The organism is Vibrio sp. QJM3NY_21 (assembly GCF_057785975.1).
In genome coordinates, this window is sequence record NZ_CM173513.1 from 2,417,954 (window position 1) to 2,443,257 (window position 25,304).

Here is a 25,304-nt window from a genome sequence, read left to right on the forward strand (position 1 = left end):
TCCAGCCGGGAGGCTGCACCGATAAAGCCATGGGATCTGGCACCATGAGAAACGAATAAAGCGATAAGACCAATGATGAAAATAAGAAAAGACAATGAGAATTTCTAAATGAAAAGAATGTTAATTAACGCAACTCAAAAAGAAGAGTTGCGTGTCGCTTTGGTTGATGGCCAGCGACTGTTCGATCTAGATATCGAAAGTCCAGGTCACGAGTCAAAGAAAGCGAATATCTACAAAGGACGTATTACCCGTATTGAACCAAGCCTAGAAGCGGCATTTGTTGATTACGGCGCAGAACGTCACGGTTTCCTCCCTCTTAAAGAAATTGCCCGCGAATACTTCCCTGAAGGTTATACATACCAAGGCCGTCCTAGCATTAAAGAAGTGCTAAGAGAAGGACAAGAAGTAATCGTACAAGTTGAGAAAGAAGAACGTGGTAGCAAAGGCGCTGCACTGACAACTTTCATCTCTTTGGCTGGTAGTTACTTAGTTCTTATGCCTAATAACCCTCGTGCTGGCGGTATCTCTCGTCGTATCGAAGGTGATGAACGCACTCAACTGAAAGCAGCATTAAGCACTCTTGAGCTTCCTCAAGGCATGGGCTTAATCGTGCGTACAGCAGGTGTTGGCAAAAGTGCAGAAGAGCTAGAGTGGGACTTGAACGTTCTATTGAATCACTGGGGCGCTATTAAGCAAGCTTCTGATTCAAATGCAGCTCCTTTCCTTATTCACCAAGAAAGTAACGTTATCGTTCGTGCGATTCGTGACTATCTACGTCGTGATATTGGCGAGATTCTAATCGACAGCAATACTATTTTTGAACGTGCACAAGCGCACATTCAATTAATACGCCCAGATTTCATGAATCGCGTTAAGAAATACGATGGTGAAGTGCCACTATTCAGCCATTACCAGATTGAAAGCCAGATCGAATCAGCTTTCCAACGTGAAGTTCGTCTTCCGTCTGGTGGTTCTATCGTGATCGACCCAACAGAAGCTCTAACTTCTATCGATATCAACTCTGCTCGTGCAACAAAGGGCAGCGATATTGAAGAAACAGCGCTAAACACTAACCTAGAAGCAGCCGATGAAATTGCACGTCAATTACGTCTACGTGACCTAGGTGGTCTTGTTGTTATCGACTTCATCGATATGACTCCGGTTCGCCACCAACGCGAAGTTGAAAGCCGTCTACGTGATGCCGTTCGTTTAGATCGTGCACGTGTTCAGATTGGTCGTATTTCTCGCTTTGGTCTTCTAGAGATGTCTCGTCAACGTTTGAGCCCATCACTAGCAGAAGCAAGCCACCACATTTGTCCTCGTTGTACAGGTACTGGTGTTGTTCGTGATAACGAATCTCTAGCACTTTCTGTTCTACGTTTGATTGAAGAAGAAGCTCTAAAAGACAACACAGCACAAGTACTTGCTGTTGTGCCTGTTCCAATTGCCTCTTACCTTCTGAACGAAAAACGTCGCTCAGTAAACCACATCGAGAAGAACCAAGAAGTTAAGATCACTGTTGTTCCTAACTCTGACATGGAAACACCACACTTTGAGGTTATCCGTGTTCGTGAAGGTGAAGAGTTCGATCTACTCTCTTACTTGTTGCCTACCAAGCTAGAAGCTTTAAAAGAAGCAGAAAGCAAAGAACCAGCAGAACAGACTATTCGTCCTAAGAAGATCGAAGAGCCTGCTCTGAAAGGTTTCGCGGCTCCAGCTCAATCAGCACCCACTCCTGCTCCAGCTCCTAAAGCTGTTGAAGAGAAGAAGGTTGAACCAGCTGCAACGCAAGAACCTAGCCTAATTGGTCGTTTCTTCAAAGCTATCGGTAGCTTCTTATTTGGCTCTTCAACTCAAGAAGAGAAGAAAGAAGAAGAGAAGCAAGAAGAGAAACCTAAGAACAATCGCAACAACGGTAACCGTCAACGCCGTGATCGTAACGACAACCGCCGTCGTAACCAACGTGGTGACCGTGGCGAACAACGTAACGAGCGTGGTGACCGTAGCGAACAACGTAACGAACGTGGCGACAATCGCAACGAAAACCGTGACAACAAACGCCGTCGTAAACCTGTACGTGATGAGAAACCTGAAGAGCAAAAAGAAGCAGCTCCACAGCAAACTCGTCAGCCTCGTAAGCCTAAGCAAGATCGTCGCAATAAGCCACGTGATGAGCAGAAGCAACAAGAAGAGCAAGTACCATCTAAATTAGCAGAAGAAGGTCTACAGCTAGCGGCAGAAGCTCAAGCTGATAAACCAGAAGCGCCAAAGGCGAAGCCTGAAGCAAAAGCTGTGAAAATTAAAGAGCGTCGTCAACGTCGTAAGCTGAACAAACTAGTTCGAGTTAAAGACCAGCAAGCTCAAGCAGAAGCTGACAACAATGCCGATAACGCTTCAAAAGAGCAAAAGGTACAAACAGCAAATCACGAACAAGCTGTAGCTCAAGAGCAAAAAGTTGCGGAACAAGTAGAAGCAACTCAAGTAAATGCTGAGCAAACAGAACAGGAAGAGCCGAAGCAACGTCGTAACCGTCGTTCTCCACGTCACCTACGTGCAAGTGGTCAACGTCGTCGTCGAGGTCGCGATCGTCGCCCTAACCCATTCCGCCTGCGTAAAGGTGGTGTAGCTTCTCCTGAGATGGCTATGGGTAAAGTGATGCCTCGCTTCATTCCAAAACCTCACCACAATCAGACAAAACCTGAAGTGGCGGAAATGGACGTTGCTGTTGAAGCTCAAGTTGCTGTTCAAGCTCAAGAGCAAAATACAACTCAAGAGAATGCACCTCAAAGCAACGTAGTGATGGCTGGCGGTTTTGCTTGTCCTGAATTAGCTATGGGTAAAGTAATCATCTCTCGTGAAGACGCAGTTGTTGCTGAAGAAACTCGCTCTGAAGCTCAGGTAACTGAAGCTCCTGTAGTCGTTGAAGAAACACCAGTGGTCGTTGAAACTGAGAAAGTTGAAGCTCCAGTGATTGTAGAAGCGACGAAAGTCGAAGCGGCTGTTGCAGCAGAAGAGACAACACCAGTTGTTGAAGCTGAAGCACCTAAAGCTGAAAGTGCAAAAGTTGAAGCGCCTGTTGTAAAAGCAGAAGCTCCTCAAGCTGCACCCAAAGCAACGGTTGCTAAGAAGCAAGCAGGCTCACCAATGACTAAAGCTCCTGGTCCACAAGAGATCAAAGAGATTGAAGTTGTTGCAGCTCCGTTCCGCACTGAGCGTTTTGTACCGAAAGGTGCAGGTAGTCAGGCAGCGTCGAACCAAGCTGGTGCAGGTATGACTAAGCCAAACTACTAGCGATTACTGATAGATAATCACAAGTAAATAGAATCAAAGGCTGCTTATTAAAGCAGCCTTTTTCATATCTACTAGTCGAATAAAAATTAACAGATATATTACTCAAAGTTAGGTTCAACCTTGAACTTAGTCACATTTTTGGGTAGCATTCGCGCACTTATCTTTTCGACACTTCGCTATTGCCGCTCTTTTCCATCACTGTTTGGCTACGCAATACACTCGTGTCGGTAAATCCATTTTTAGCATAGCTGAGCAAACATGTTCGAATTCCCACAATTTTCAAAGCACTCTGTAAAGAATGACGTGCTTTCAGGTCTTACAGTAGCCCTAGCTCTGGTACCTGAAGCCGTAGCATTCGCCTTTGTTGCTGGCGTTGACCCAATGGTTGGTCTTTACGCAGCATTCATCGTAGGTTTAATCACTTCCGTCTTCGGTGGTCGTCCAGGTATGATTTCTGGTGCAACTGGCGCAATGGCCGTTGTAATGGTGAGCCTAGTGGCAACCCATGGCGTTCAATACCTATTCGCAGCCGTTATGCTGGCTGGCCTTCTGCAAATTGCAGCGGGTGTATTCAAGTTAGGTAAATTTATCCGTATCGTTCCACACCCAGTAATGATCGGTTTCGTGAACGGTTTGGCAATTGTGATCTTTCTAGCTCAGCTTGGTCAATTTAAAGCGCCAGACGTAACGGGTGCATTAACGTGGTTACCAAGCGGCCAAATGACACTGATGTTAGGCCTAGTCGCACTCACTATGGGTATCATCCACTTCCTACCTAAACTCACTACAGCAGTACCTTCTTCATTGGTAGCTATTGTAACGGTAACGGCTTTGGTTGTAGGCCTTGATCTTGAAACTCGTACTGTTGTTGACTTCCTACGTACTATGTCTGGTGACGAAGCCGCTACGCTAGCGGGCTCTCTACCAACGTTCTCTATTCCTGCAGTTCCGTTTTCTTTCGAGACACTTCAGATCATCCTGCCATACGCAATTATCCTTGCAGCTATCGGCCTGATCGAGTCTCTACTGACACTAACGGTACTAGACGAAATGACAAACACTCGTGGCCAATCTAACCGTGAATGTGTTGGTCAAGGTATGGCTAACGTAACGTGTTCTGTATTCGGTGCGATGGGTGGTTGTGCGATGATCGGTCAATCGATGATCAACGTAAACTCAGGCGGTCGTGGTCGTCTTTCAGGTATCGTAGCGGCAGTCGCACTACTGATGTTCATCCTGTTTGGTTCTGCACTGATTGAAATGATTCCTCTAGCTGCACTTGTGGGCGTAATGTTCATGGTTGTTATCGGTACGTTTGAATGGGCAACCTTCAAGCTTGCGCGTCGCGTTCCTAAGCAAGATTTCTTCGTTATCGTTCTGGTTACCGTGGTAACAGTACTAACGGACCTTGCGGTCGCTGTTGGTGTGGGTGTTGTTGCTTCGGCACTAATGTTCGCATGGCAACATGCTAAACACATCTACGCAGATAAATCAGTTAACGCTGAAGGCTCTAAAGAGTACAAAGTTAACGGCCCAATCTTCTTTGGTTCAACCGCTAACTTCCTTGAGTTGTTTGACGCATACAACGATCCACAAGATGTTATCGTTGATTTCGCCAACTCACGCGTGACTGACCACTCTGCAATTGAAGCGATCGACACGATTGCTGACCGTTACGCTGCACTAGGTAAAACACTTCACCTTCGCCACTTAAGCCAAGACTGTGTTGCTATGCTGCACAAAGCCGGCAGCTTAGTTGAAGCGAACGTTGCAGAAGACCCAATCTACAAAGTAATGTCTAAGTAAGCTTAGTCATGGCTTAAAGCTAGATTTAGAAAGGCCGACATTCGATGTCGGCCTTTTTTATATCGATGAATCTTGATACTTTATCGCCCAACCAAGAACACAGCCTCTACACTAAATTGAACGCAGTATCGCTTCGCTAGACTCTTCGATTAAATCCAACACCAACTCAAAGCCATTTCCCTCACCATAATAAGGATCCGGTATCTCTTGATATTGTGACTCTCCAAAGCTCAAGAATAGCGCAAGTTTGTATTGAAGGTGGGCTGGACACTGATTCGTTAAATCATCTAAATTCGCCTTATCTGCGGCTAGTATTAAATCAAACTCATCAAAATCATTCATCACTACCTTGCGATACGTAATACCTTTAAAGCTGTAGCCACGCTTTTCACCGGCTGACTTAGAACGTGAATCTGGTGGATTACCTTGATGAAAGCCAATCGTCCCCGCAGAGTCGACCGTTACGTCAATATCCATCTGTTGGGCTTTCTTTCTAAGTACCGCTTCACCTGTTGGCGAACGACAAATATTCCCCATGCAAACAACGAGTATCTTTTTCATCCGTAATCACCTGTTCTTCCGATGGTTTTTGCTATCGTTAAGTTAAGCTATGATAGGCGCAATCACAACTTAAAAGGATTTGTTATGTCGACCGAAGACAACAAAGAACAACGCCATAAAGCAAGACAACAGAAAGTAAAAGAACAAGTTGATGCACGAGTGGCTGCAGCACAAGAAGTGAAAGGCTTATTGCTGGTTATTACTGGTAACGGTAAAGGAAAATCAACATCCGGTTTTGGTACCATTACACGCGCAGTTGGTCATGGTAAGAAATGTGCCGTTGCACAATTTGTCAAAGGGACTTGGGATAACGGCGAAAAGAACGTTCTTCAAAAACTGGATGTGGAATTCCAAGTTATGGGAACCGGCTTCACTTGGGAAACCCAAAACAAGGCTCAAGATATCGAAGCCGCGCAGCGCGTGTGGAAAGAGTGTCAGCGCATGCTAGCCGATGAGTCGATTGATGTGATTCTGTTTGATGAGCTGACTTACATGGTGAGCTATGGCTATATCGAACTGGATGAAGTGGTGGAAGCTCTGAATAACCGTCCTAAAATGCAGTCAGTAATCATTACTGGCCGTGGCGCGCACCGCACTTTAACGGACATGGCCGATACGGTATCTGAAGTACGTAACGTAAAACACGCTTTTGAATCGGGTGTGAAAGCGCTTCAAGGCGTTGACTGGTAATCGCATTCAACTAGAGATCCCCGACTCGGTCATTCTTCCCTCTCGAGGATGACGACTCTTCAGTGTTACTCCCCTAAATAAAGGACGAGCACCGATCGTCATTCTCTAGAACGAGGAACGCCCCTAGAACGAAGAACGAGTTTCATAGGGAATCTCTTTGTTTACTAAGCCCGGATAATAATCAGCATCCAAAAAAAAGCGCCATTCCTACAGTAGGAATGGCGCTTTTTTATATGCGAGTTAAGCAAAGATTAGTTAAAGAAACCTTTCAACAAACCGTCAACCGCTTCTTTGGTCTTCTCGTCTTTGATCTTATCCGTTAGCTTATTCACGCCACGGTCGATCTCTTTTTGTGCTTTTTGCTTCAACACATCATCAAAAACAAGCGCAAATTTCGGGTCAGCCCATTGGCCTGTCACCTTAATTGGGATGGTCACATCTTTCAGGTCATCAATGTTCTTGCCGCCCTGACCTTCAAGCGAACCAACAATCGATGTACGAACAAGGAAGTCGACCGTTTCATTAATGAAGTTTGCTTTACCTTGACCTGTCACGCGTAGCAGTGGTGACTGTGCCGATAAGTCGTTCGTTGAAACCCAACCCTTATCAACTTTCAGTGTCGCTTTCATTGCGCTGAAGTCCGTCTTTTGAGCCTCATCTTTGCTTTCGACTTTTTCGCCTTTGATCTTAGCGTAATTTTCTCGAATCAATTGAGCAACGTTGATGCCATTCACCGCACCATCTTCAAAGTTAATCACGATCGTGCCGACTAGGTTCTTCTTGATTCCTGTTGGCGTCAGGCTCTTACCTTTAACGTTAACATCGATATTACCCGTCCCTTCCAGCATGTCGTTGTTCGCTACATCAACCAGTAACGGTTGAACCTTCACACCTCTAATTTTCTTCTTAGCAGTGTAGGTCGCTGGTGTTTTACGAGCGTCTAGCTTAGCGGTCGCAGAAATAGAACCTTGGTAAAGATTCGATGTGAATGAGGTTAGCTCTGCGATACCACGGTTAACCGAAAATGCCGTTTTAACATTCTGCATCTTCGCATTGCTCGCCTTGAACTTATCAATCGTGATGTCACCTTTCACGTCGAGCGTTTTCAATGCAGAAAGATCAGGTTCGACTTCTTTAGCAGGAGCTGAACTACCAGAGTTTGACGTTGAGCCACCAGCAGAACCAGAAGGAGCTGTGCTCGCTGTTTCTGTTGTATTGCCTAAGCCTAAGAACTCATCTAAATCAATATTCGGGCTATGAAGAGAGAAACGAACCTTTGGTATTTCAGATAGGGTTACGTCTGCTTTACCGTCTAAAGCAATAGCGTTAGCTTGTAGCTTCTCTAACACAAAGCTCAGGTGGCTCTTATTAATATCGAAGCTTAAATCAGACAGCATGTCGACTTTCATTGGAGACTGAGGAAGCGTGTCGCCTTTGAATGTTGAGTCTAACGTTAATTTGTTCAGCGTTACTTTTGAAATCGCGCTATCGACGGTAAGTTCGCCGCCACCTTTAAGATCAAGGTCAAGGCCAGCCGCATTACCGATTACAGCGTAAGTCAGTTGGTTTACCTTATCGAACTCAAACGTATTCAAACCAATCTTTGCTGACTCAATCGACGTCGTTGGATCATTGAACTTAGCGTTTAAGTCAATATTACGCAGTGCGTAACTTGCGAAGCCTTCCGCTAATTTGAATTCTGCACTACCGTTTGCAGAGAACTTCTGTTGATTGTTTTCACCAGAAGCGGCAAATGTCGCGGTTGTCCATGTATCAACGGCAAACTCAGAAAGATTCAAAGACACATCGTATAGCTTAGTGAATGAACCTGCTTGCTTGTCGTCCATCTCAAACAACGCATTTGAAACAGTGACGCCGGCAAGGTTGATCGTCCAACCAGATGCGTCTGTAGCACTTTGTTCTTGGGGCGCAGGTGTTGATTCAGAACTTGCGTCAGCTGCAGGCTCAGACTCTTGAGGAGCTGATGCTTGCGTTAGCGCGTCGATATTCTTACGACCATCTTTAAGCGTTTCTAAATAGAATTCTGCACCATCTAGAGTAATGTTGCCGATCTCTAGTTGGTTGCTAAATAGCGGGGTAACCGAAACATCAACGCCAACGGTATCAACCTTAAACAGATTTGGTTGGGTGAATCCTTCAGGGTTACGTAATTCAGTTTGACCAAGTTCGAAGCCAATAGATGGGAAGAATTGCCAGCTGATATCGCCCTCGATCACGAGCTCTAGGCCTGTGTGTTTTTGGGCTTGTTCGACAATTAATGGCTTAAATTGGTTAGGGTTCACTAACAGCACTAGTGCCAGAATTGCTGCAACGACAACAAATACTGGTACAGCTATGAAAATGAGTAGTTTCTTCATCCGCATATTCCTTGCTTAGATTCCAAAAGAAAGTGGCACTATAAAAGTGCCACTGATTCGGTAAAAAATAAAGCTAAGTGAGTCACTTAGGCAAAATTTTATTCGATTAAGACTTCAACAACTTCGCAATGTGCGCTTTTAGCACGTCAATCGCAATGCGGTTTTTACCACCACGAGGAACGATGATGTCTGCATGTTGTTTTGAAGGCTCGATAAACTGCATGAACATTGGACGTACTGTTTCTTGATATTGCTTAAGTACCGTGTCCATTGTACGACCACGTTCTTCTACATCACGCTTAACACGGCGTAGTAGACAGATGTCTAACGGTGTATCCATAAACACGCTTGCGTGCATTAGTTTACGAAGACGCGGGTCTGTTAGAAGCAGAATACCTTCTAAAATGATCACTTTCTTAGGTGTAAGTGTAGTCGTTTCAGAGGTGCGTGTGTGTTCTGTGTAGCTGTATTCAGGAACTTCTACCGCATTGCCACTCATTAGCTGCTGTAGGTGTTCACATAATAGATCATGATCCAGTGCATTTGGGTGATCGTAGTTAGTTTTAACACGCTCTTCCATACTCAAGTGGCTTTGGTCGCTGTAGTAGCAATCTTCCGTGATAACACCAATTTGATGGTCGCCTACTTTCTCGCGCAACTCATTATAAATTGTACTAGCAATCAGACTTTTTCCTGATGCTGAAGCGCCAGCGATACCTACGATGACACATTGATTATTATCAGACATTAATTTTGCACCCGATATGGTTTGGTGGTGGGAAGAGATAAACCGCCTGATTATAGGGGCTAAACAACATAGATTCTAGTCGCCATTCTAGCTAATTGCAGTCAAATTGATGTTATCTATACATTAAATGAATACAATCGTTTGCTTTCGAATAACTGGCGTACAACTATTTGCACAAACCCAACGGCTCTTTAGCCAAATACAAAAGCTATTTATCTCACCCAAACATTATTTATACGGCCTTAAGACTTATCTACTCTAATCAACCATAGAAAAGTTGATCGCCTCCGGTCTCGCTTTTCCCGTCCAGAACATTTTCGCGGCCACATTTTCAGCCAATTCTAGGTAAAGACGAGTGTGTTCGCTGTCCGGGCGACGTATAACCGTTGGGCAACCCGCGTCGATGTCTTCTCGTACATCAATATGCAGTGGAATTTGCGCCAAAATATCGAGAAAGAACTCTTCCGACATGGCTTCTGCACCACCAGCACCGAAGATATGCTCTTTTTCGCCACAGTGACTACAAATATGGTAGCTCATGTTTTCCACTAGGCCTGCAACTGGCACGCTCACTTTATCGAACATCGCCACACCTTTACGTGCATCGGCTAAAGCCAAGTCTTGAGGTGTCGTCACGACTACCGCGCCCGTTACTGGGATTTGCTGTGAAAGTGTGAGCTGAATATCACCTGTGCCCGGTGGCATGTCGATAACAAGGTAATCTAAATCAGGCCATACGGTTTCGTTAACAAGCTGACCTAAAGCCTTTGCTGCCATTGGGCCACGCCAGATTGCAGCATCATCTTTCGACACAAGATAGCCAATAGAATGAGTGAAAATGCCATGCGCCTCGATTGGCATCATCCATTTGTTGTTCTGTACTTCTGGCTTTGCATCCAGTTGACCGAGCATCATAGGCACAGATGGACCATAGATATCCGCATCCAACAAGCCCACTTTTGAACCTGACTTAGATAACGCAAGCGCAAGGTTTACCGAAGTTGTCGATTTACCCACCCCACCCTTTGCCGACGTCACGGCGATAATGTTCTTAACGCCTTTCAATGGTGTTGCGACTTTAGTTTCCAGCCCAGACGGCTTCACTTTTACTTCAAACTGAAAAGTGCTGACAAGCTGTTGTTCAATCTGGGAGTTGATCCACTGTTCCAATTCAACCGTGAGCTGATTAGCTGCAAAAGGCAAGGTAATGACAAACGACCCACGAGGATCAACCGATACAATATTTTGGTGTAGCGCCCACTCTGGGATGAGGATTGGTGACTCGAACTCATTCAACCATGAACAGAAATCTTGCTTAGAAGTAAAGTTACGCATTGGGGCTCCTTTTTTTATTTATGCTATCACCCACGAGATGAAGACTGAACCCCTAAAAAACTAGGGGAATCCTTTGTCTGATACCTTGGCGTATCACACGTTATAAAGTAGTATTACCTCTCAAAATTTATACCTATCAAAAAAGCGAATTATTAAGTATGGCAACTGATCCAAGACAACTTTTGGTAACTTGTGCGCTTCCGTACGCTAACGGCTCTATTCACCTTGGCCATATGCTTGAGCATATCCAAGCTGATATCTGGGTTCGATACCAGCGTCTACGTGGCAACACTGTAAACTTCATCTGTGCTGACGATGCTCACGGCACGCCAATTATGCTTAAAGCTCAACAGATGGGTATCACGCCAGAAGAGATGATCGCTGCTGTTAGTGAAGAGCACCAAAAAGACTTCGCTGGCTTTGATATCAGTTTTGATAACTACCACAGCACACATAGCGAAGAGAACCGTGAACTGGCTTCTCACATCTATCTAGAACTTAAAAAGAACGGCTTCATTTCTAGCCGTACTATTTCTCAGCTTTTCGATCCTGAGAAAGAGATGTTCTTACCAGACCGCTTCGTAAAAGGTACTTGCCCTAAGTGTAAGTCAGAAGACCAGTATGGTGATAACTGTGATAACTGTGGTGAGACATACAGCCCAACTGAGCTAATTAACCCTAAATCAGCGGTTTCTGGCGCAACTCCAGTAATGAAAGATTCTGAGCACTTCTTCTTCGACCTACCTCAGTTCGAAAGCATGCTTAAAGAGTGGACTCGTTCTGGCTCTCTACAGAATGAAACTGCAAACAAAATGCAGGAATGGTTCGAGTCTGGTCTGCAACAGTGGGATATCTCACGTGATGCACCTTACTTCGGCTTCGAAATCCCAGGCGAGAAAAACAAATTCTTCTACGTATGGCTAGACGCTCCTGTTGGCTACATGGCTTCTTTCAAGAACCTATGTGACAAGCGTGACGATCTAAACTTTGACGAATACTGGAAGAAAGACAGTACAACTGAGCTTTACCACTTCATCGGTAAAGACATCGTTTACTTCCACAGCCTATTCTGGCCTGCAATGCTAGAAGGCGCTGGTTTCCGTAAGCCAAACAACGTATTCGTACACGGCTACGTAACGGTGAACGGTGCGAAGATGTCTAAGTCGAAAGGCACATTCATCAAAGCAAGCACGTACTTAAATCACCTAGACCCTGAGTGTCTACGCTACTACTACGCTGCGAAACTAAACAGCCGTATCGATGACCTTGACCTTAACCTTGAAGACTTCACTCAACGTGTAAACGCTGACGTCGTAAACAAGATTGTTAACCTAGCGTCTCGTAACGCTGGCTTCATCACGAAACGTTTTGAAGGAAAACTTGCTGCTGAATTTGCAGAACCTGAGCTATACAACGAATTCGTTGCTGCTGCTGAGCGTATCGGTCAGCTATACGAAACTCGTGAGTTCAGCCGCGCTATCCGTGAAATTACTGCACTAGCAGATAAAGCTAACCAGTACATTGACGAAAAAGCACCTTGGGTTCTTGCGAAAGAAGAAGGTAAAGAGAAAGAGCTTCAAGAAGTTTCTTCTGTCGGTATTAACCTATTCCGCGTACTCATGGCTTACCTGAAACCAGTTATGCCAGAGCTTGCGGCGCGCACTGAGGCTTTCCTAAACGAAGAACTAACGTGGGAAGCGATTGCTACCCCGCTAACTGATCACGAAATCACTAAGTTCAAAGCGCTGTTTAGCCGTATTGATCCGAAGAAAGTGGAAGCAATGATCGAGTCTTCTAAAGAAGATGCAGCCGCAGAAGCAGCTGCGAAAGAAAAAGCAGAAGCTGAAAAAGAGCAAGCAAGCCAAACTGAGCTAGACAAAGAGCCAATCGCAGACGAGATTGAGTTCGATGCCTTTGCAGCAGTCGATATGCGTATTGCTCGTATTATCTCATGTGAAGAAGTACCAAAAGCGAACAAACTACTGAAGTTCCAACTGGACATCGGTGGTGAAACTCGCCAAGTATTCTCTGGCATCAAGTCAGCATACAAACCTGAAGAGCTAGAAGGCAAGCTAACCGTAATGGTTGCAAACCTAAAACCTCGTAAGATGAAGTTTGGTATGTCTGAAGGCATGATCCTAGCCGCGGGCCCTGGTGGCAGCGACCTGTGGATCCTTGAGCCACACGAAGGTGCTCAACCTGGTATGCGTGTAATGTAATTCTGGCTTCAGTCAGATAATAAGCACTCATAACGAAATCCCTAATGCACTTTTAACTTGAATGAGTTAATAAGCATTGGGGATTTTTTATATCTACCGAAAATAAGCGTTCTCTGTTAGAGTCGCCGTCAACTATGCTATGTAGAGTAGAAATTGGTTTGTCGACGATAACGGGCTAACCAACACCTCTTTACTCTCCAAACCCTCTTTAGGAATCCCCAGTGACTAACAACGAAATCTTGCGTCGTATTCAACACGCGCTAAACCTTAAAAATGCACAGATCATTAAAGCTATCGAGCAAGCTGATGTGACCGTTGCTCATGACCAAGTGATCAACTGGCTAAAAGACGACAACGACAAGTCATGCTCTACGATGAAAGATAAAGAGTTAGCGATATTCCTAAATGGTTTTATCAACCTTAAGCGTGGCAAAAAAGAGGGTGTTCAGCCTAAACCTGAAGTTGCTCTGACTAACAACATGATTTTCATGAAGCTACGTATTGCGTTGAACATGAAAGCAGAAGATGTGTTAGATATATTAGAAGTGGTAGGCATCAGCCTAAGTAAGTACGAAATTGGTGCCTACTTCCGTAAGCCAGAGAATAAGAACTACAAAGTATGTGAAGACCAACTACTTTGCGATTTTCTAAATGGCGTGCAATTTACTAACCGTCCAGACTCAGAAGAGTTTGCAGGGTAAGTTACTCATCATAGATAGATAAATGACTACTTATAGATAGTTGCTGGCCACTGGTAAGTTACTGCCTATTGATAAGTTTTCACCAACTATCGATAAATAAAAAGCGGCGAGATAATTTGATTATCTCGCCGCTTTTTCGTTTTCTTTACGTCGTTTACTTAATAAGTAAACCAACCTAACAGGACTTTAATGAAAAGACTTAGCTGTCGTCTTCAGTAAAGTTTGTTGGTAACGTTGTTTTCATCTCGTTCCAAATCTGTGCGCTTGCGATACCGTAGTTACGAATCACAAGTGGCAAGTTTTCACGCTCACCACTTTCACAAATAACAAACAAATCTTTGTAGAACTCCATGGCTAAGCGACGAGCTTCTGGGTTAGAAAAGTAGTAGCTGCCAACACGGTCGTACAATTTACGAACACCGTTGAAGATCAGGCCATAAATTTGGTTACCTGAATGGAATGCTAAACGTTGGAAAAGCATGTAATCGTAGAAGTTAAAAGTTTTAGCAACTAAGATCGTTTGACGCTTCGTTTCATCTTTTTCTGCGTCTTCTTTCACTGATTGTTTGATCTTGTCAGCGTACGGGGAAGACTCTAGGAATTCATCCCATGTCGGTGCCGCAAGTAAAGCTTCACAGGATTCGATCACATTAGTAATCGTACGCTCAGAAGCTTCTTTATTTGCTTTAAATGCATAACGCATAAAAATAGGGCTGATATTGGTGCGTGCAGCAAGTAAGTCTTCTACCATTTTGCTTGCGTTATCAACATCCAACGTCATTAATGTATCAAGAATATGAAGACCTGACGTTTCCATAAACTGGTTAACTTTAGTTGGCTTACCGTGTTGGATTGTCAACCAACCATCACGAGCAAGACGCTGAAGTACTTCACGAAGCGTAGTACGTGTAACACCAATCAGCTCAGAAAGCTCACGCTCTGCGGGCAAGATAGAACCTGGAGCGAAACGGCCATTCCAAATACTTTCAATGATATACTTTTCTGCAAATCCTGCCGGGCTTTTAGCCTTAATGACCATCTACACTTCAATCCAATTTAATTATTCTGTTCTAATTTACTCATCATACCACTAGTTCACACCCAGCGGAAACACCCTCAAAAATTTTACTCCCCCAAAACACCAGTAGAGTTAAAACTCTAAAGTTCAGCACACGTTTGCACCCTAGGTTTGAAAAGCAAGCAACGATAAACCACCATTTCAACAAACCATTAACACAACAAATTTTCTTTAAAATCAATGAGATTGGTCATAATTTCAAAGTTATTAATTTGCAATATTAAGTTGTAATAATCATATATAAACCGTCGTTATTCTGTTAATTTCAATCATTTCGCTGAAATATTGATTCTAGTCGGTTTTTATCACATTTTAAGTGGTATGCTTGCGCTACTTTGATCGCGTTTCTCAACAAAAAAGAGGTATTTTTAGGGCTACAGGGGTTTTCCTGTTGACTAAATGTTATCTAAGAGTAGAGTTGCGCTCAAAAATTAGCAGTGCTTGAGTTTCTAAGGGAGTGACTTGGCAAGACCACAGAACATTACATGGAATGTAGTTTTTCTAAGTCACTGTTAGTTATAGTTTTTAACAACCTCTATAGCTCGATTCTCAAATGTTGTATTGCTTATCTATTCATAATCAACATAAAAGAGTATTAACATGCCGATGTCTCTCGGAAACGCTTTTATCAAGAACTTCCTTGGTAAGGCTCCTGATTGGTATAAACTTGCCATCATTTCCTTTTTAATCATCAACCCGTTTGTTTTCTTCCTAGTTGACCCATTTGTTGCGGGCTGGCTATTAGTGGTTGAGTTTATTTTCACTCTAGCTATGGCTCTAAAATGCTACCCTCTTCAACCGGGTGGTTTATTGGCAATTCAAGCGGTCGCCATTGGCATGACCAAACCCGAAATGGTTTATCATGAGCTACAAGCAAACCTTCCAGTTTTACTCTTATTAGTATTCATGGTTGCTGGCATCTATTTCATGAAAGAACTGCTTTTGTTCATTTTCACGAAGATCCTGCTTGGCATTCAATCCAAAGTCCTACTCTCTGTCGCTTTCTGTATCGCTGCTGCTTTCTTGTCAGCATTCTTAGATGCTCTAACAGTAATCGCCGTTGTTATTAGCGTTGCGGTTGGCTTCTACTCTATCTATCACAAGGTTGCATCAGGTAAGGGCACAACGTCAGCGCACGATCATACTCATGATGAAGAGATCTCTGAGCTTACACGTGACGATTTAGAAAACTACCGTGCTTTCCTACGTTCACTACTTATGCACGCTGGTGTAGGTACTGCACTCGGTGGTGTAATGACCATGGTAGGCGAACCGCAAAACTTAGTGATTGCTAAGCAAGCAGGCTGGGAATTCGGTGAATTTATCATCCGTATGTTGCCAGTAACATTGCCTGTATTCATCTGCGGCATTATCACTTGTGCACTTGTAGAGAAATTTAAAGTATTTGGCTACGGTGCAAAACTGCCAAATAACGTTCGCCAAATCTTAGTTGAATTTGACAACAAAGAACGCGCAAACCGTACAAAACAAGACGTAGCAAAACTATGGGTTCAAAGTGCAATCGCAGTTTGGCTTATCGTAGGCCTTGCGCTTCACGTCGCTGAAGTCGGTTTGATTGGCCTTTCTGTTATCATCTTAGCAACGGCGTTTACTGGTGTAATTGAAGAGCACTCAATGGGTAAAGCCTTTGAAGAAGCGCTACCATTTACTGCACTTCTTGCTGTCTTTTTCGCTGTCGTTGCTGTAATCATTGACCAGGGACTGTTTAAGCCAGTGATCGATGCAGTACTTCACGTTGAAGATAAAGGCGCACAGCTCGCACTATTCTATGTGGCCAACGGTATCTTATCGATGGTGTCAGATAACGTGTTCGTTGGTACGGTTTACATCAACGAAGTGAAAACTGCACTGGTTGAAGGCATCATCACTCGTGACCAATTTGACCTACTTGCTGTTGCTATCAACACAGGTACTAACCTACCTTCTGTTGCTACGCCAAACGGTCAAGCTGCATTCCTATTCTTATTAACATCGGCACTTGCCCCGTTAATTAGACTGTCTTACGGCCGCATGGTTATCATGGCTTTGCCATATACTATCGTACTGGCTCTTGTTGGCCTTGCTGGTATCGTGTTCTTTGTTGAGCCGATGACTGCTTGGTTCTACGATGCAGGTTGGATCATTCAGCGTACTGGTGAGGTTATCGCTCCAGTTATCTCTGGTGGTCACTAATCCGATTTTGTTTAGCAAGGCACAATAAGTGTGTCTAACTAATCAAAAATATTAGTTGATTAGGAAACTTATCCAAGATAAAAAGCTCTGAGTATTCAGAGCTTTTTTATTTTATAGACGGGATTAAATTCGTGAACTTTTTTGCAATGCTCAAAGACTTCTCTAAGGGACGTTTATCTTGGCTTTTACTGCTGGCTTTTATTGTCTTTTTTGAGGCATGCGCTCTCTTCTTTCAACACGTGATGATGCTTGGCCCTTGTGTGATGTGCATCTATGAGCGCGTTGCTATGCTTGCTATCGGTGTCGCTGCAATGATTGGTGCTATTGCTCCGAATAACCCGATATCACGTTGGTTAGGCCTTGCTGGTTGGGGATTTGGCGCCTACAAAGGTTTGACGTTGGCTTTAGAGCACGTCGATTACCAGTTTAATCCGTCTCCTTTCGCAACCTGTGATTTATTCGTTACTTTCCCTAGCTGGGCACCTTTAAACCAATGGGCTCCGTGGATGTTTGAAGCTTACGGTGACTGTAGCAAGGTGGTATGGCAGTTCTTAGAGCTTTCAATGCCTCAATGGCTAGTGATTATCTTTGCGGGTAACTTGGTTGCTTTCGGTTTTGTGGTTATATCTCAATTTGTAAAATCGAAAAACGATTAACACTAGATCATCTAAATTAGAACAACAAAAAAGTCGACCACAAGGTCGACTTTTTTATCGCTAAAGATTTTTATCACTTAAAGAAAGTCTGTTACTCAAGCTGAGTTACTCAACAAGCCGTGATTAGCTGTTTTTGCCACAGCATTGTTTAAACTTTTTGCCGCTTTCACATGGGCAAGGGTCGTTTCGACCGATATCTTTAAATGGGTTCACACTCTGTGACTTATTACCCAGCATCGCCTCATCAGCCGCCATTGCAACCTCTGAAATCATCAGATCTATTTGATCGATTAAATCGGCAAGCGCTGGTGGATTCTCAAGCCCGGCCGCAACCATTTGTTGCTGAGTTTGCTCTTCATCAATCCCAAGCATCAAGGTTGTTAGGAGTGCTTGCAGCATACGCAGAGTACCATCCGCGACTGTCACGCTTTGCCACTGCTCTTCCACGGTTGGCCAAACCATCATAAAGCCTTCAGCGAAATCCGCGAATTGCTCGTTAAAGTCACCATCAACAAGTACGTCTGTCAGTAAGTATTCACTACGCTGAATCAGGTTGTGCTGGCGATTAATCTGTTCCGTCACGATTGTTACAAGCTCTTTACCTGTTTCAGGTGCAACGATAGCTAGCCATTCTTCTGGATCGAGTGGTTTGGTCGCTAAGTTGGAAGCAAGGATTGAACCTTCAATGAACTGTGGAGTTATGTCAGTGATTGATTCCGGTAGGCTTAATAATTGATATGTCATGAAAGCTCTGAATATTGGGGCATTTTCGATATTATAACGCCATACTCCCCAAGATGTCGCTATTAAGCGATAAACCATCATCAAGCCGGGTAGCGTACACTCAAGACAGGTAAACCATACTCATAGTGACAATCCTGTAAGCAAACCGTACAATCACGCCTCGAATTTTTCGGTCCACTCAGTTTCGGTAAAGCAGCATGCGAGTAATACTTGGCCCTATGGAGGGCGTACTAGACCACCTAATGCGTGAGATTCTTACAGAGATAAATGATTACGATCTCTGTGTGACAGAGTTTGTGCGCGTCGTTGATCAACTTCTTCCTCCGCATGTGTTCCACCGTATTTGCCCAGAATTACATCAAGGCTCTCAAACTATGGCAGGTGTGCCAATCCATCTGCAACTTCTAGGGCAACACCCGAATTGGATGGCCGAAAATGCTTTTCAAGCGGCAAGCTTAGGCGCTAAAGGCATTGATCTTAATTTTGGTTGCCCGGCAAAAGCGGTAAACAAAAGTAATGGTGGGGCTTCACTGCTAAAAGAGCCAGAGCTCATCTATCAAGTGGTGAACGCCTGTCGAGAAGCGGTACCAGCACATATTCCCGTATCCGCAAAAATCCGATTAGGTTGGGAGCATCCGGAAGAGTGCTTTGAAATTGTCGACGCTATCGAGCAAGCAAAAGCTGATGAACTCACCGTGCATGCAAGAACCAAAGTTGGCGGCTATAAAGCCAGTGAAATCAAATGGGATTACATCAATCAAATAAGAGAGAAAACCTCTCTGCCGTTGATTGCTAATGGGGAGATCTGGAACTACCAAGATGGTCAAGATTGCATAGAAACCACAGGTGTTGATTCATTGATGGTCTGCCGCGGCGCTTTTAATATTCCAAACCTTGGTAATGTCGTTAAGCACAACCACCAGAAAATGCCATGGGATCAAGTAATCGCACTTTTATTGCGCTATTCCGAGTTTCAAATTAAAGGGGATAAAGGCATGTACTACCCCAATAGAGTGAAACAATGGTTTGTCTATTTAAGTAAAGGCTACCCTGAAGCGAACGAACTATTTAAAGAAATTCGTACTTTCAAAAAAGCGCCACCCATTGTAGAGCGCCTTCAACGTTATCAAGAAGAATACCACCAACCCGTTTGAGTTAGTTCCCCCCTATCGCGATATTGAACCTCATAGCGTGGCTAAAATACGATCCGGTCTTTACCCGTCGTCTTAGCCACGTACAGTTTTTCATCGGCGTATTTAAATATCTCTTCAAAGTTAAGCTTATTTTGCTCTGTTTCAACAATACAAACACCGCCAGATACCGTAAATCCATTAGGAACAACGTCGGCCGAGTTAGCACAGACCGCAATTTTTACACGTTCTAGTGTCCTTATCAGCGTCTCACGATCATCGCCTTTCATATAAACGACAAACTCTTCTCCGCCAAACCGTGCTGCCACATCACTACTTCGAACACTGTTACTAATTTGACGTGACATATAACGAATCACATCATCACCTTTATCGTGGCCATGAGTATCATTAATTGACTTAAAATCGTCGATATCAAATACCGTTAAGGCAAACAGTTGATCATGCTCTACGCTGCGCCAAAACGCTTCTAAGCCTCGTCGATTCAATAACCCTGTCATTGGGTCTTTAGCTGCTAGTTCTTTGAAGTAACCACGTTCAATATTGGAGTTAACATAAAAGAAAATCGTAACCGAGAACAGGTACACGATAATAGCGACGATTAGGCTGTCTTTTTCATAAACGAAAAAGTGCTCCACTTCGCTAGCAAGATCCAACTCGTAGTACATCGCATGATGAGACGCGACCCCTTCTAGCTTAATCTCGTGGTAAAACGTGGCCGTATCAATCGGGTTAGCTAAAGTCGTATCAATAATATCGATCCGACCCGCTAGATGCTCATTAGAGCTCGCGAGTAACCTGTCAGCATCAATATCTACTGAGAGCATCCCTTGGTGCACTCCTTGATGGAACACAGGAATCGTCATACTAATAATTCGATCAAGGGAGTCAAACCGATATGCAGGGCCAGATAAAGTCAGTAGATCTGGGTTGTTAGCGGTTCTTTGCCAATATGGACGGCTTTTGATGGTCGAAAGTAATTCCTTTCCTAACCCTTTAGCAAAATCTTCCGGTGACGAAATAACGTATCCGCGTTTATCAATAAAATGCACACCATTGTGGAATTCATCAAGTTGAGAGAGAAATGAAAGAATAGGTGCTAGAGCTATTTTCTCGGAAGCACTTTTATAGGTACCGCTGGTTTCTGTACACAAAGATTCTTCACCGACCAGCATATAATCAATATCAACTGAAGGAATGTCGGTAGTTTTGCCATCGGCAAGAAGCAGGCTATCGATAGGCCAAATACGGCAAAGACCATCAACCACTTGCTTGTTGTGGTCGAGGAAAAGAGGATTACCGGATTTGTAGTAATTTGAGAAACTGTAGTCTAAGGCGGTGACAACTTTAGTGGTTCCTTTGAACACGTCTTCAATACGGTTGAATTCGCTGCTGATGTCTTTTTCTACCGCGTCAAAGTGGTTCTTTCCTATTAGGCCAAGTAGCATCGCGGCGATCACTGCGGGAAACCCGAAGACAAAGGTAAGGCTAAAGTGCCTGTTTACTTTCATATAATGTGCTCTTAGCGATCAGCTGTTTTCATTTACTCCATTAATATTATTACATTAATGGACATTTTCCTCGAGGTAAAAGAGTGTAAGTTGATATGAATCAGGCCGTATCATTGAACAATCGACTCCTTTAAAAAACTACCCCTGCATTAAGCAGTGTTAGCGGATACTGTCTTAGTCAGTTTAAATTCAACGATTTATCACGTCATAAATCTTAGCTTTCATCGCTGTGACCACAAGATCAACGACACCATTAACAATTGACTCGCCCTTCACTTTACCTTGTAAGTCAACCAACTCACCTTGTAATTCAATCAACTTCCCTTGTTCTTGCCCAAGCATCCACACAGGTAAAGACAACACTTTTTCATCTTGAGATAGGTTGAGCACAACCAGTGTCTTTTCACCCCTAAGGCAACGAGTAAACACTAACGTATCTGCATCACAATATAACTCTAGGTAAGCACCACTTTGTAAGCTGTGGCGTTCTGTTCTTAATTTTATCAACGCTTGATGGAAAGGGAACCAATGCGAAGTATCTTCTTTATCCCACGGGAAGCATCTGCGATTGTCTGGGTCTTGACCACCTTCCAAGCCCACTTCTGTCCCATAGTACAAACATGGAGTTCCGACATAGGTAAACAGTAACGTCAGCGCCAGTTTTTGCTTAGCTTGGTCACCATTTAGAAGCGTTAGCAGTCGAGCCGTATCATGACTGTCCAGTTGATTTAGCTGCGATAATTGATTCAACCAAGGAACCTTAGCTCTCGCTTCAGCTAACCAATCAGAAAAAGCCAACATATCAATATCAATCGGCTCGTACGCGATGTCTTGCTTTGCCAATAGCGCACGAACTGGGTGAGCAAATCCATAATAGTTCATCGACCCGTCTTCTTGCTCTCCCTGTAACCATGATGTGGCCTCGAAGAAGTGCTCTCCCAAGATGTAGGCTTCGGGGTTCTCGGCTTTTGCTGAGTCACGGAATGCTTTCACATAATGTGCGTTGTTATAGGCTCCCTCCCCTTCACCTAACATATGAATCACATCGAAGCGCCAGCCATCGATGTTATAAGGTGCTTTTAACCAGTGCTTAATCACAGAGTCTTGTGACTGGTATATATGTTCTCGCACGGAAACATTGGAGAAGTTTAAGACTGGAAGTGAGCTAATATTTTTCCAACTAACATATTGCTGAGTGTTTTCGGGGTCGAAAAAATAATAGTCATGAAATGCCGAACCTGGATTGTCATATGCACCGGAGTCAGTGGCTTTCAGTTTATCAAACCAAGGGTGCTCAACCGAAGTGTGATTAAATACCGCATCCAGAACGATTCTCATATCACGCGTGTGAATGTCTTTTGAAAGTGCAGAGAACTCATCATTGGTCCCGAAATGGGCGTCGACATTGTAGTAATCGGTTGTGTCGTATTTATGGTTGCTCGGTGACTGAAAAATGGGGTTGAGATACAACGCGGTGATGCCTAGATCTTGCAGGTAATCTAACTTGCTATGAATACCCGCTAGGTCACCACCAAAGAACTCTGCGGCGCCCGTTCCATTGTGTCCTTCGACAGGCTCGCCCCATTCTTTCACTACGACATCTAAGGTATCTTCTTTTAAGCGATACTTGCCCGCTTTGACACTGATACTCGGATTTCCGTTGCAAAATCGTTCAGGGAAGATTTGATAAAATACCTGCTCCGACACCCATGATGGTGGGCGATATTGGGTATTAAACTTAAAGTGAAACTCACGACTCGCAACGCGGCTATGGACTCCCTTAGCATCAAGCCAATACTGTCCTTTTGAATCGACAAGCTTGAACGCATAGTGAGTAACGTTTCTGTCTGTATTCGCAGGGAAAGAGGCTTGCCACAGCGTCAACCGCCCTTCAGTACCAACTTGCACCATGTCGAGTAGATACTCTTCGTTATCTGGCTCATGCCTCAACTGAACCTTATTCCAGTCAGTGCGTTCAGACACTAATGTTACGGTTAGCACACCCTCTTTTTCGTGGAAGTAATCGGAGGTTTGAGCATGAAAGATAAAAGGTTTCATAGCGGTTCTCGAGCAATATTTAATTTGCTTAAGATATGAAAAATTTCTTTGACCACAACGAGAAAAATAACATCAGTCAAAGCAGATCACGCTTTGTAGATCCACTTTGTTTACAGTAAGTCGATTTCTCTCAAAATGATCAAATGAATCGACCATTTTTCAAGAGGAGGTCCAATCTTCAATTACTCCATCAACGGCTAACTATCGCACGCTCAATCACAGACTGAGGCAATGTGACACCAAGCTCACGAGCAGCATCCAAATTCACAACCAGTTGCGAACTCTGTGCAGTTTTAACACTCAGCTTACCCGGTTTTTGTCCGTTCAGAATAGCAGCCACATAATCGGCGGTTTGCACCCCAACGTCATAGTAATCTAGACCTAAGCCAGCTATCGCCCCCTTACCCACGTAAGACGTCGCTCCGGCAACCACTGGCGTTCCAGCCCTGTTCGCAGCTTCTATAAGCCCTTCTATACCACTTGCAACAGTGTTATCTGTCAGTGCGTAAATAACATCAGACTTCTTGGCAATGGATTCGGTTTTTGATTCTACATCATCGATGGTTAGCGCTTTTTCAGTGTGCAGAGTAAAACCAAAGTCTCGTGCAGACTTCTTTAATAGCCCAACTAACGCGACGGCATTTGCTTCTGCCGGATTATAAACAACCCCAATTGAGCTTGCCTGAGGAAGGAGCTCTTTAATAAGAGATACGTGCTGGGAAATAGGTGATAAGTCAGAAAGGCCCGTGACATTTCGTCCAGGTTTATCCAATTGTTTAACAAGCCTTGCACCGATAGGGTCAGTAACCGCGGTAAACACAATAGGAATAGATCGCGTTGCAGAAACCAAAGCTTGCGAAGTAGGTGTCGCGATACCTACTAATACGTGGGGGTTTTCGCTGACTAACTCTCTGGCAATTTTTGCGGCTTGCGCCGGACTGCCATTAGCCATTTCATAAGAGAATTCTAAATTTTTACCCGCTTCATAGCCTTTAACTCTTAACCCTTCGATTAGCCCTAAGCGTGTTGCATTCAGATCTGGATGGTCAACAACTTGTGAAACCGACACTTTGGCGACGTTCGCCATTACATTGCCAGTCCATAGCAACAGCAGACAACTTAAAACCGCTGCCAATACCTTTCTTACAGAACTCATTATCGCTCCCTAAATCAAGCTCTACTCGTTATTACTCGATCGAAGAGAACAACATCAAAAATCACTATTGACATTATTACCAGTAACTATTGATAACTTGAAGTGATATTTAACAAAAATACAACAAGGTTCGAATTATGTGGGGATAAGCGGGTTTGTTTGATTTAAAAGGTAAGAAACTCAATGAATACAAGATAAGCATGGCAAATAGAGGCAAAGCTAAATGAATAAAGACTAAGTGAATAAAGGGCAAGTGAAGCGATTAGAAGAGAGGATCAAATCTGAGAACGAGCTATCGATGATGTATGACTGTTCTCAGACTAGAGGGAGATATAGGACGACCTTTTAGAACCAACGTTCCATTGAAGATTTGTCTAGCTGACGAAATGCGCGATTTAAAATGATCGCCAACTCTTTGTAACGAGGGCGTGGCTTCATTGGCTCTAATGCAAAACCCGTTTCGGTGATCTTTTCATGCAATTCACGGTACCAAGATACTAAGGCCGGCGGAAGCTGAGTTTTTGAACGATTACCTAACCACCACATACCTTGAAGCGGCAAGCTGATCGCAAACAATGCCATAACCACAGCCTGTGGCATCGCTTGGTAATTGTTAAAGACCATTTGCGTAAGGACGCTTATTGCAGCTATTGCGGGCATCACCTTAACACCAAAACGCGTCGCTTTGATGATGCGTTGCTCAGGGAAAATAGCGTTTAACTCTTTTCGAACAGGCCAGAGATCCATGTACTTTTGGCCATCTTTTAAACTGCTCGCTAAACCAACTCTATTACTCATATGAGTCTCCCATTAAAAAAAAGTTGAAATCATCAACTAAATACACAAAAATTTGACGAAAAATAATATTCTTTCAAATTTTTTTGTTATATTTGCACAATATCGCTATTATTTGCAGACCTCAATCTCATTGTTGCCCTTATTTACAATTTAAGCAACTTTGGGACGACTTCTGCAAGGAATGCAAAAGCCTCTTTTCTTAAAAGTGCGCTTTCACTTTAATACGGAAA

Annotated in this window: 18 protein-coding genes; 8 read left to right on the forward strand and 10 right to left on the reverse strand. The window is 43.8% G+C overall.

Features of this window, described 5'->3' with window-relative positions:
• The first annotated feature begins 108 nt into the window (after positions 1-108).
• Positions 109-3,291: a ribonuclease E gene (gene rne / locus AC3CID_RS10625; RefSeq protein ID WP_488526530.1), complete on the forward strand. Its 3,183-nt coding sequence runs from the start codon at positions 109-111 to the stop codon at positions 3,289-3,291.
• 258 nt (positions 3,292-3,549) lie between these two features.
• A complete protein-coding gene (locus tag AC3CID_RS10630) occupies positions 3,550-5,097 on the forward strand; it encodes a SulP family inorganic anion transporter (protein ID WP_004733998.1) in 1,548 nt (515 codons plus the stop codon).
• A 111-nt stretch (positions 5,098-5,208) separates the two neighbouring features.
• Here AC3CID_RS10630 and AC3CID_RS10635 read toward each other — a convergent pair whose 3' ends face one another.
• Positions 5,209-5,658, reverse strand: coding sequence for a low molecular weight protein-tyrosine-phosphatase (locus AC3CID_RS10635; protein ID WP_488526531.1), 450 nt, complete (start codon positions 5,656-5,658; stop codon positions 5,209-5,211).
• A gap of 84 nt (positions 5,659-5,742) precedes the next feature.
• On the opposite strand from AC3CID_RS10635, the gene cobO reads away from it, so the two are divergent.
• Positions 5,743-6,348 (forward strand): cob(I)yrinic acid a,c-diamide adenosyltransferase, encoded by a 606-nt coding sequence (gene cobO, locus AC3CID_RS10640; protein ID WP_048610567.1) that lies wholly within the window; start codon positions 5,743-5,745, stop codon positions 6,346-6,348.
• A gap of 251 nt (positions 6,349-6,599) precedes the next feature.
• On the opposite strand, the gene AC3CID_RS10645 is transcribed toward cobO, so the two are convergent.
• The 3 genes from AC3CID_RS10645 to apbC form a co-directional block, all read right to left on the reverse strand.
• A complete protein-coding gene (locus AC3CID_RS10645; protein ID WP_488526532.1) occupies positions 6,600-8,726 on the reverse strand; it encodes an AsmA family protein in 2,127 nt (708 codons plus the stop codon).
• A 106-nt stretch (positions 8,727-8,832) separates the two neighbouring features.
• Complete coding sequence (gene udk, locus AC3CID_RS10650) at positions 8,833-9,474, reverse strand: uridine kinase (RefSeq protein WP_004734002.1); 642 nt, start codon at positions 9,472-9,474, stop codon at positions 8,833-8,835.
• A 258-nt stretch (positions 9,475-9,732) separates the two neighbouring features.
• Positions 9,733-10,809 carry an iron-sulfur cluster carrier protein ApbC gene (gene apbC, locus AC3CID_RS10655; protein ID WP_488526533.1) on the reverse strand — a complete coding sequence of 359 codons (1,077 nt, stop codon included), beginning with the start codon at positions 10,807-10,809 and terminating at the stop codon, positions 9,733-9,735.
• A 158-nt stretch (positions 10,810-10,967) separates the two neighbouring features.
• Between apbC and metG the strand changes: the two genes are divergently transcribed.
• Both metG and AC3CID_RS10665 read left to right on the forward strand, forming a co-directional pair.
• Positions 10,968-13,028 carry a methionine--tRNA ligase gene (gene metG / locus AC3CID_RS10660; RefSeq protein WP_017084023.1) on the forward strand — a complete coding sequence of 687 codons (2,061 nt, stop codon included), beginning with the start codon at positions 10,968-10,970 and terminating at the stop codon, positions 13,026-13,028.
• A gap of 221 nt (positions 13,029-13,249) precedes the next feature.
• Positions 13,250-13,729, forward strand: coding sequence for a YehS family protein (locus tag AC3CID_RS10665; RefSeq protein ID WP_428783290.1), 480 nt, complete (start codon positions 13,250-13,252; stop codon positions 13,727-13,729).
• A gap of 199 nt (positions 13,730-13,928) precedes the next feature.
• On the opposite strand, the gene fadR is transcribed toward AC3CID_RS10665, so the two are convergent.
• A complete protein-coding gene (gene fadR / locus AC3CID_RS10670) occupies positions 13,929-14,768 on the reverse strand; it encodes a fatty acid metabolism transcriptional regulator FadR (protein ID WP_017084025.1) in 840 nt (279 codons plus the stop codon).
• 639 nt (positions 14,769-15,407) lie between these two features.
• Here fadR and nhaB point away from each other — a divergent pair.
• Together nhaB and dsbB are read left to right on the forward strand one after the other, a co-directional pair.
• Positions 15,408-17,000 (forward strand): Na(+)/H(+) antiporter NhaB, encoded by a 1,593-nt coding sequence (nhaB, locus tag AC3CID_RS10675; protein ID WP_017088574.1) that lies wholly within the window; start codon positions 15,408-15,410, stop codon positions 16,998-17,000.
• 146 nt (positions 17,001-17,146) lie between these two features.
• Positions 17,147-17,656 carry a disulfide bond formation protein DsbB gene (gene dsbB / locus AC3CID_RS10680; RefSeq protein WP_032545975.1) on the forward strand — a complete coding sequence of 170 codons (510 nt, stop codon included), beginning with the start codon at positions 17,147-17,149 and terminating at the stop codon, positions 17,654-17,656.
• A 123-nt stretch (positions 17,657-17,779) separates the two neighbouring features.
• Here the strand turns inward: dsbB and AC3CID_RS10685 are convergent, their stop codons facing one another.
• Entirely contained in the window at positions 17,780-18,400 is a 621-nt protein-coding gene (locus AC3CID_RS10685) for a YecA family protein (protein WP_017091557.1), read from the reverse strand.
• A gap of 197 nt (positions 18,401-18,597) precedes the next feature.
• Here AC3CID_RS10685 and dusC point away from each other — a divergent pair, with 197 nt between their 5' ends.
• On the forward strand, positions 18,598-19,554 hold the full coding sequence (gene dusC, locus AC3CID_RS10690) for a tRNA dihydrouridine(16) synthase DusC (RefSeq protein ID WP_081008994.1): 957 nt from the start codon (positions 18,598-18,600) through the stop codon (positions 19,552-19,554).
• Positions 19,555-19,595: 41 nt separating this feature from the next.
• Here dusC and AC3CID_RS10695 read toward each other — a convergent pair whose 3' ends face one another.
• From AC3CID_RS10695 to yfbV, 4 genes are all read right to left on the reverse strand, one after another.
• Positions 19,596-21,062, reverse strand: coding sequence for a GGDEF domain-containing protein (locus AC3CID_RS10695; protein WP_488526534.1), 1,467 nt, complete (start codon positions 21,060-21,062; stop codon positions 19,596-19,598).
• Between the two features lie 189 nt (positions 21,063-21,251).
• Complete coding sequence (gene malZ, locus AC3CID_RS10700; protein ID WP_488526535.1) at positions 21,252-23,120, reverse strand: maltodextrin glucosidase; 1,869 nt, start codon at positions 23,118-23,120, stop codon at positions 21,252-21,254.
• Between the two features lie 190 nt (positions 23,121-23,310).
• Entirely contained in the window at positions 23,311-24,276 is a 966-nt protein-coding gene (locus AC3CID_RS10705; protein ID WP_428783292.1) for an ABC transporter substrate-binding protein, read from the reverse strand.
• A 345-nt stretch (positions 24,277-24,621) separates the two neighbouring features.
• A complete protein-coding gene (yfbV, locus tag AC3CID_RS10710; RefSeq protein ID WP_017076664.1) occupies positions 24,622-25,074 on the reverse strand; it encodes a terminus macrodomain insulation protein YfbV in 453 nt (150 codons plus the stop codon).
• Positions 25,075-25,304: the final 230 nt, after the last annotated feature.

Coding starts and splice junctions, on each gene's coding strand:
- AC3CID_RS10630 (WP_004733998.1), top strand. CDS start 3,550: ATGTTCGAATTCCCACAATTTTCAAAGCACTCTGTAAAGAATGACGTG.
- fadR (WP_017084025.1), bottom strand. CDS start 14,768: ATGGTCATTAAGGCTAAAAGCCCGGCAGGATTTGCAGAAAAGTATATC.
- AC3CID_RS10685 (WP_017091557.1), bottom strand. CDS start 18,400: ATGACATATCAATTATTAAGCCTACCGGAATCAATCACTGACATAACT.
- AC3CID_RS10645 (WP_488526532.1), bottom strand. CDS start 8,726: ATGAAGAAACTACTCATTTTCATAGCTGTACCAGTATTTGTTGTCGTT.
- AC3CID_RS10635 (WP_488526531.1), bottom strand. CDS start 5,658: ATGAAAAAGATACTCGTTGTTTGCATGGGGAATATTTGTCGTTCGCCA.
- AC3CID_RS10705 (WP_428783292.1), bottom strand. CDS start 24,276: ATGAGTTCTGTAAGAAAGGTATTGGCAGCGGTTTTAAGTTGTCTGCTG.
- yfbV (WP_017076664.1), bottom strand. CDS start 25,074: ATGAGTAATAGAGTTGGTTTAGCGAGCAGTTTAAAAGATGGCCAAAAG.
- cobO (WP_048610567.1), top strand. CDS start 5,743: ATGTCGACCGAAGACAACAAAGAACAACGCCATAAAGCAAGACAACAG.
- metG (WP_017084023.1), top strand. CDS start 10,968: ATGGCAACTGATCCAAGACAACTTTTGGTAACTTGTGCGCTTCCGTAC.
- dusC (WP_081008994.1), top strand. CDS start 18,598: ATGCGAGTAATACTTGGCCCTATGGAGGGCGTACTAGACCACCTAATG.
- rne (WP_488526530.1), top strand. CDS start 109: ATGAAAAGAATGTTAATTAACGCAACTCAAAAAGAAGAGTTGCGTGTC.
- dsbB (WP_032545975.1), top strand. CDS start 17,147: ATGCTCAAAGACTTCTCTAAGGGACGTTTATCTTGGCTTTTACTGCTG.
- udk (WP_004734002.1), bottom strand. CDS start 9,474: ATGTCTGATAATAATCAATGTGTCATCGTAGGTATCGCTGGCGCTTCA.
- AC3CID_RS10695 (WP_488526534.1), bottom strand. CDS start 21,062: ATGAAAGTAAACAGGCACTTTAGCCTTACCTTTGTCTTCGGGTTTCCC.
- apbC (WP_488526533.1), bottom strand. CDS start 10,809: ATGCGTAACTTTACTTCTAAGCAAGATTTCTGTTCATGGTTGAATGAG.
- malZ (WP_488526535.1), bottom strand. CDS start 23,120: ATGAAACCTTTTATCTTTCATGCTCAAACCTCCGATTACTTCCACGAA.
- nhaB (WP_017088574.1), top strand. CDS start 15,408: ATGCCGATGTCTCTCGGAAACGCTTTTATCAAGAACTTCCTTGGTAAG.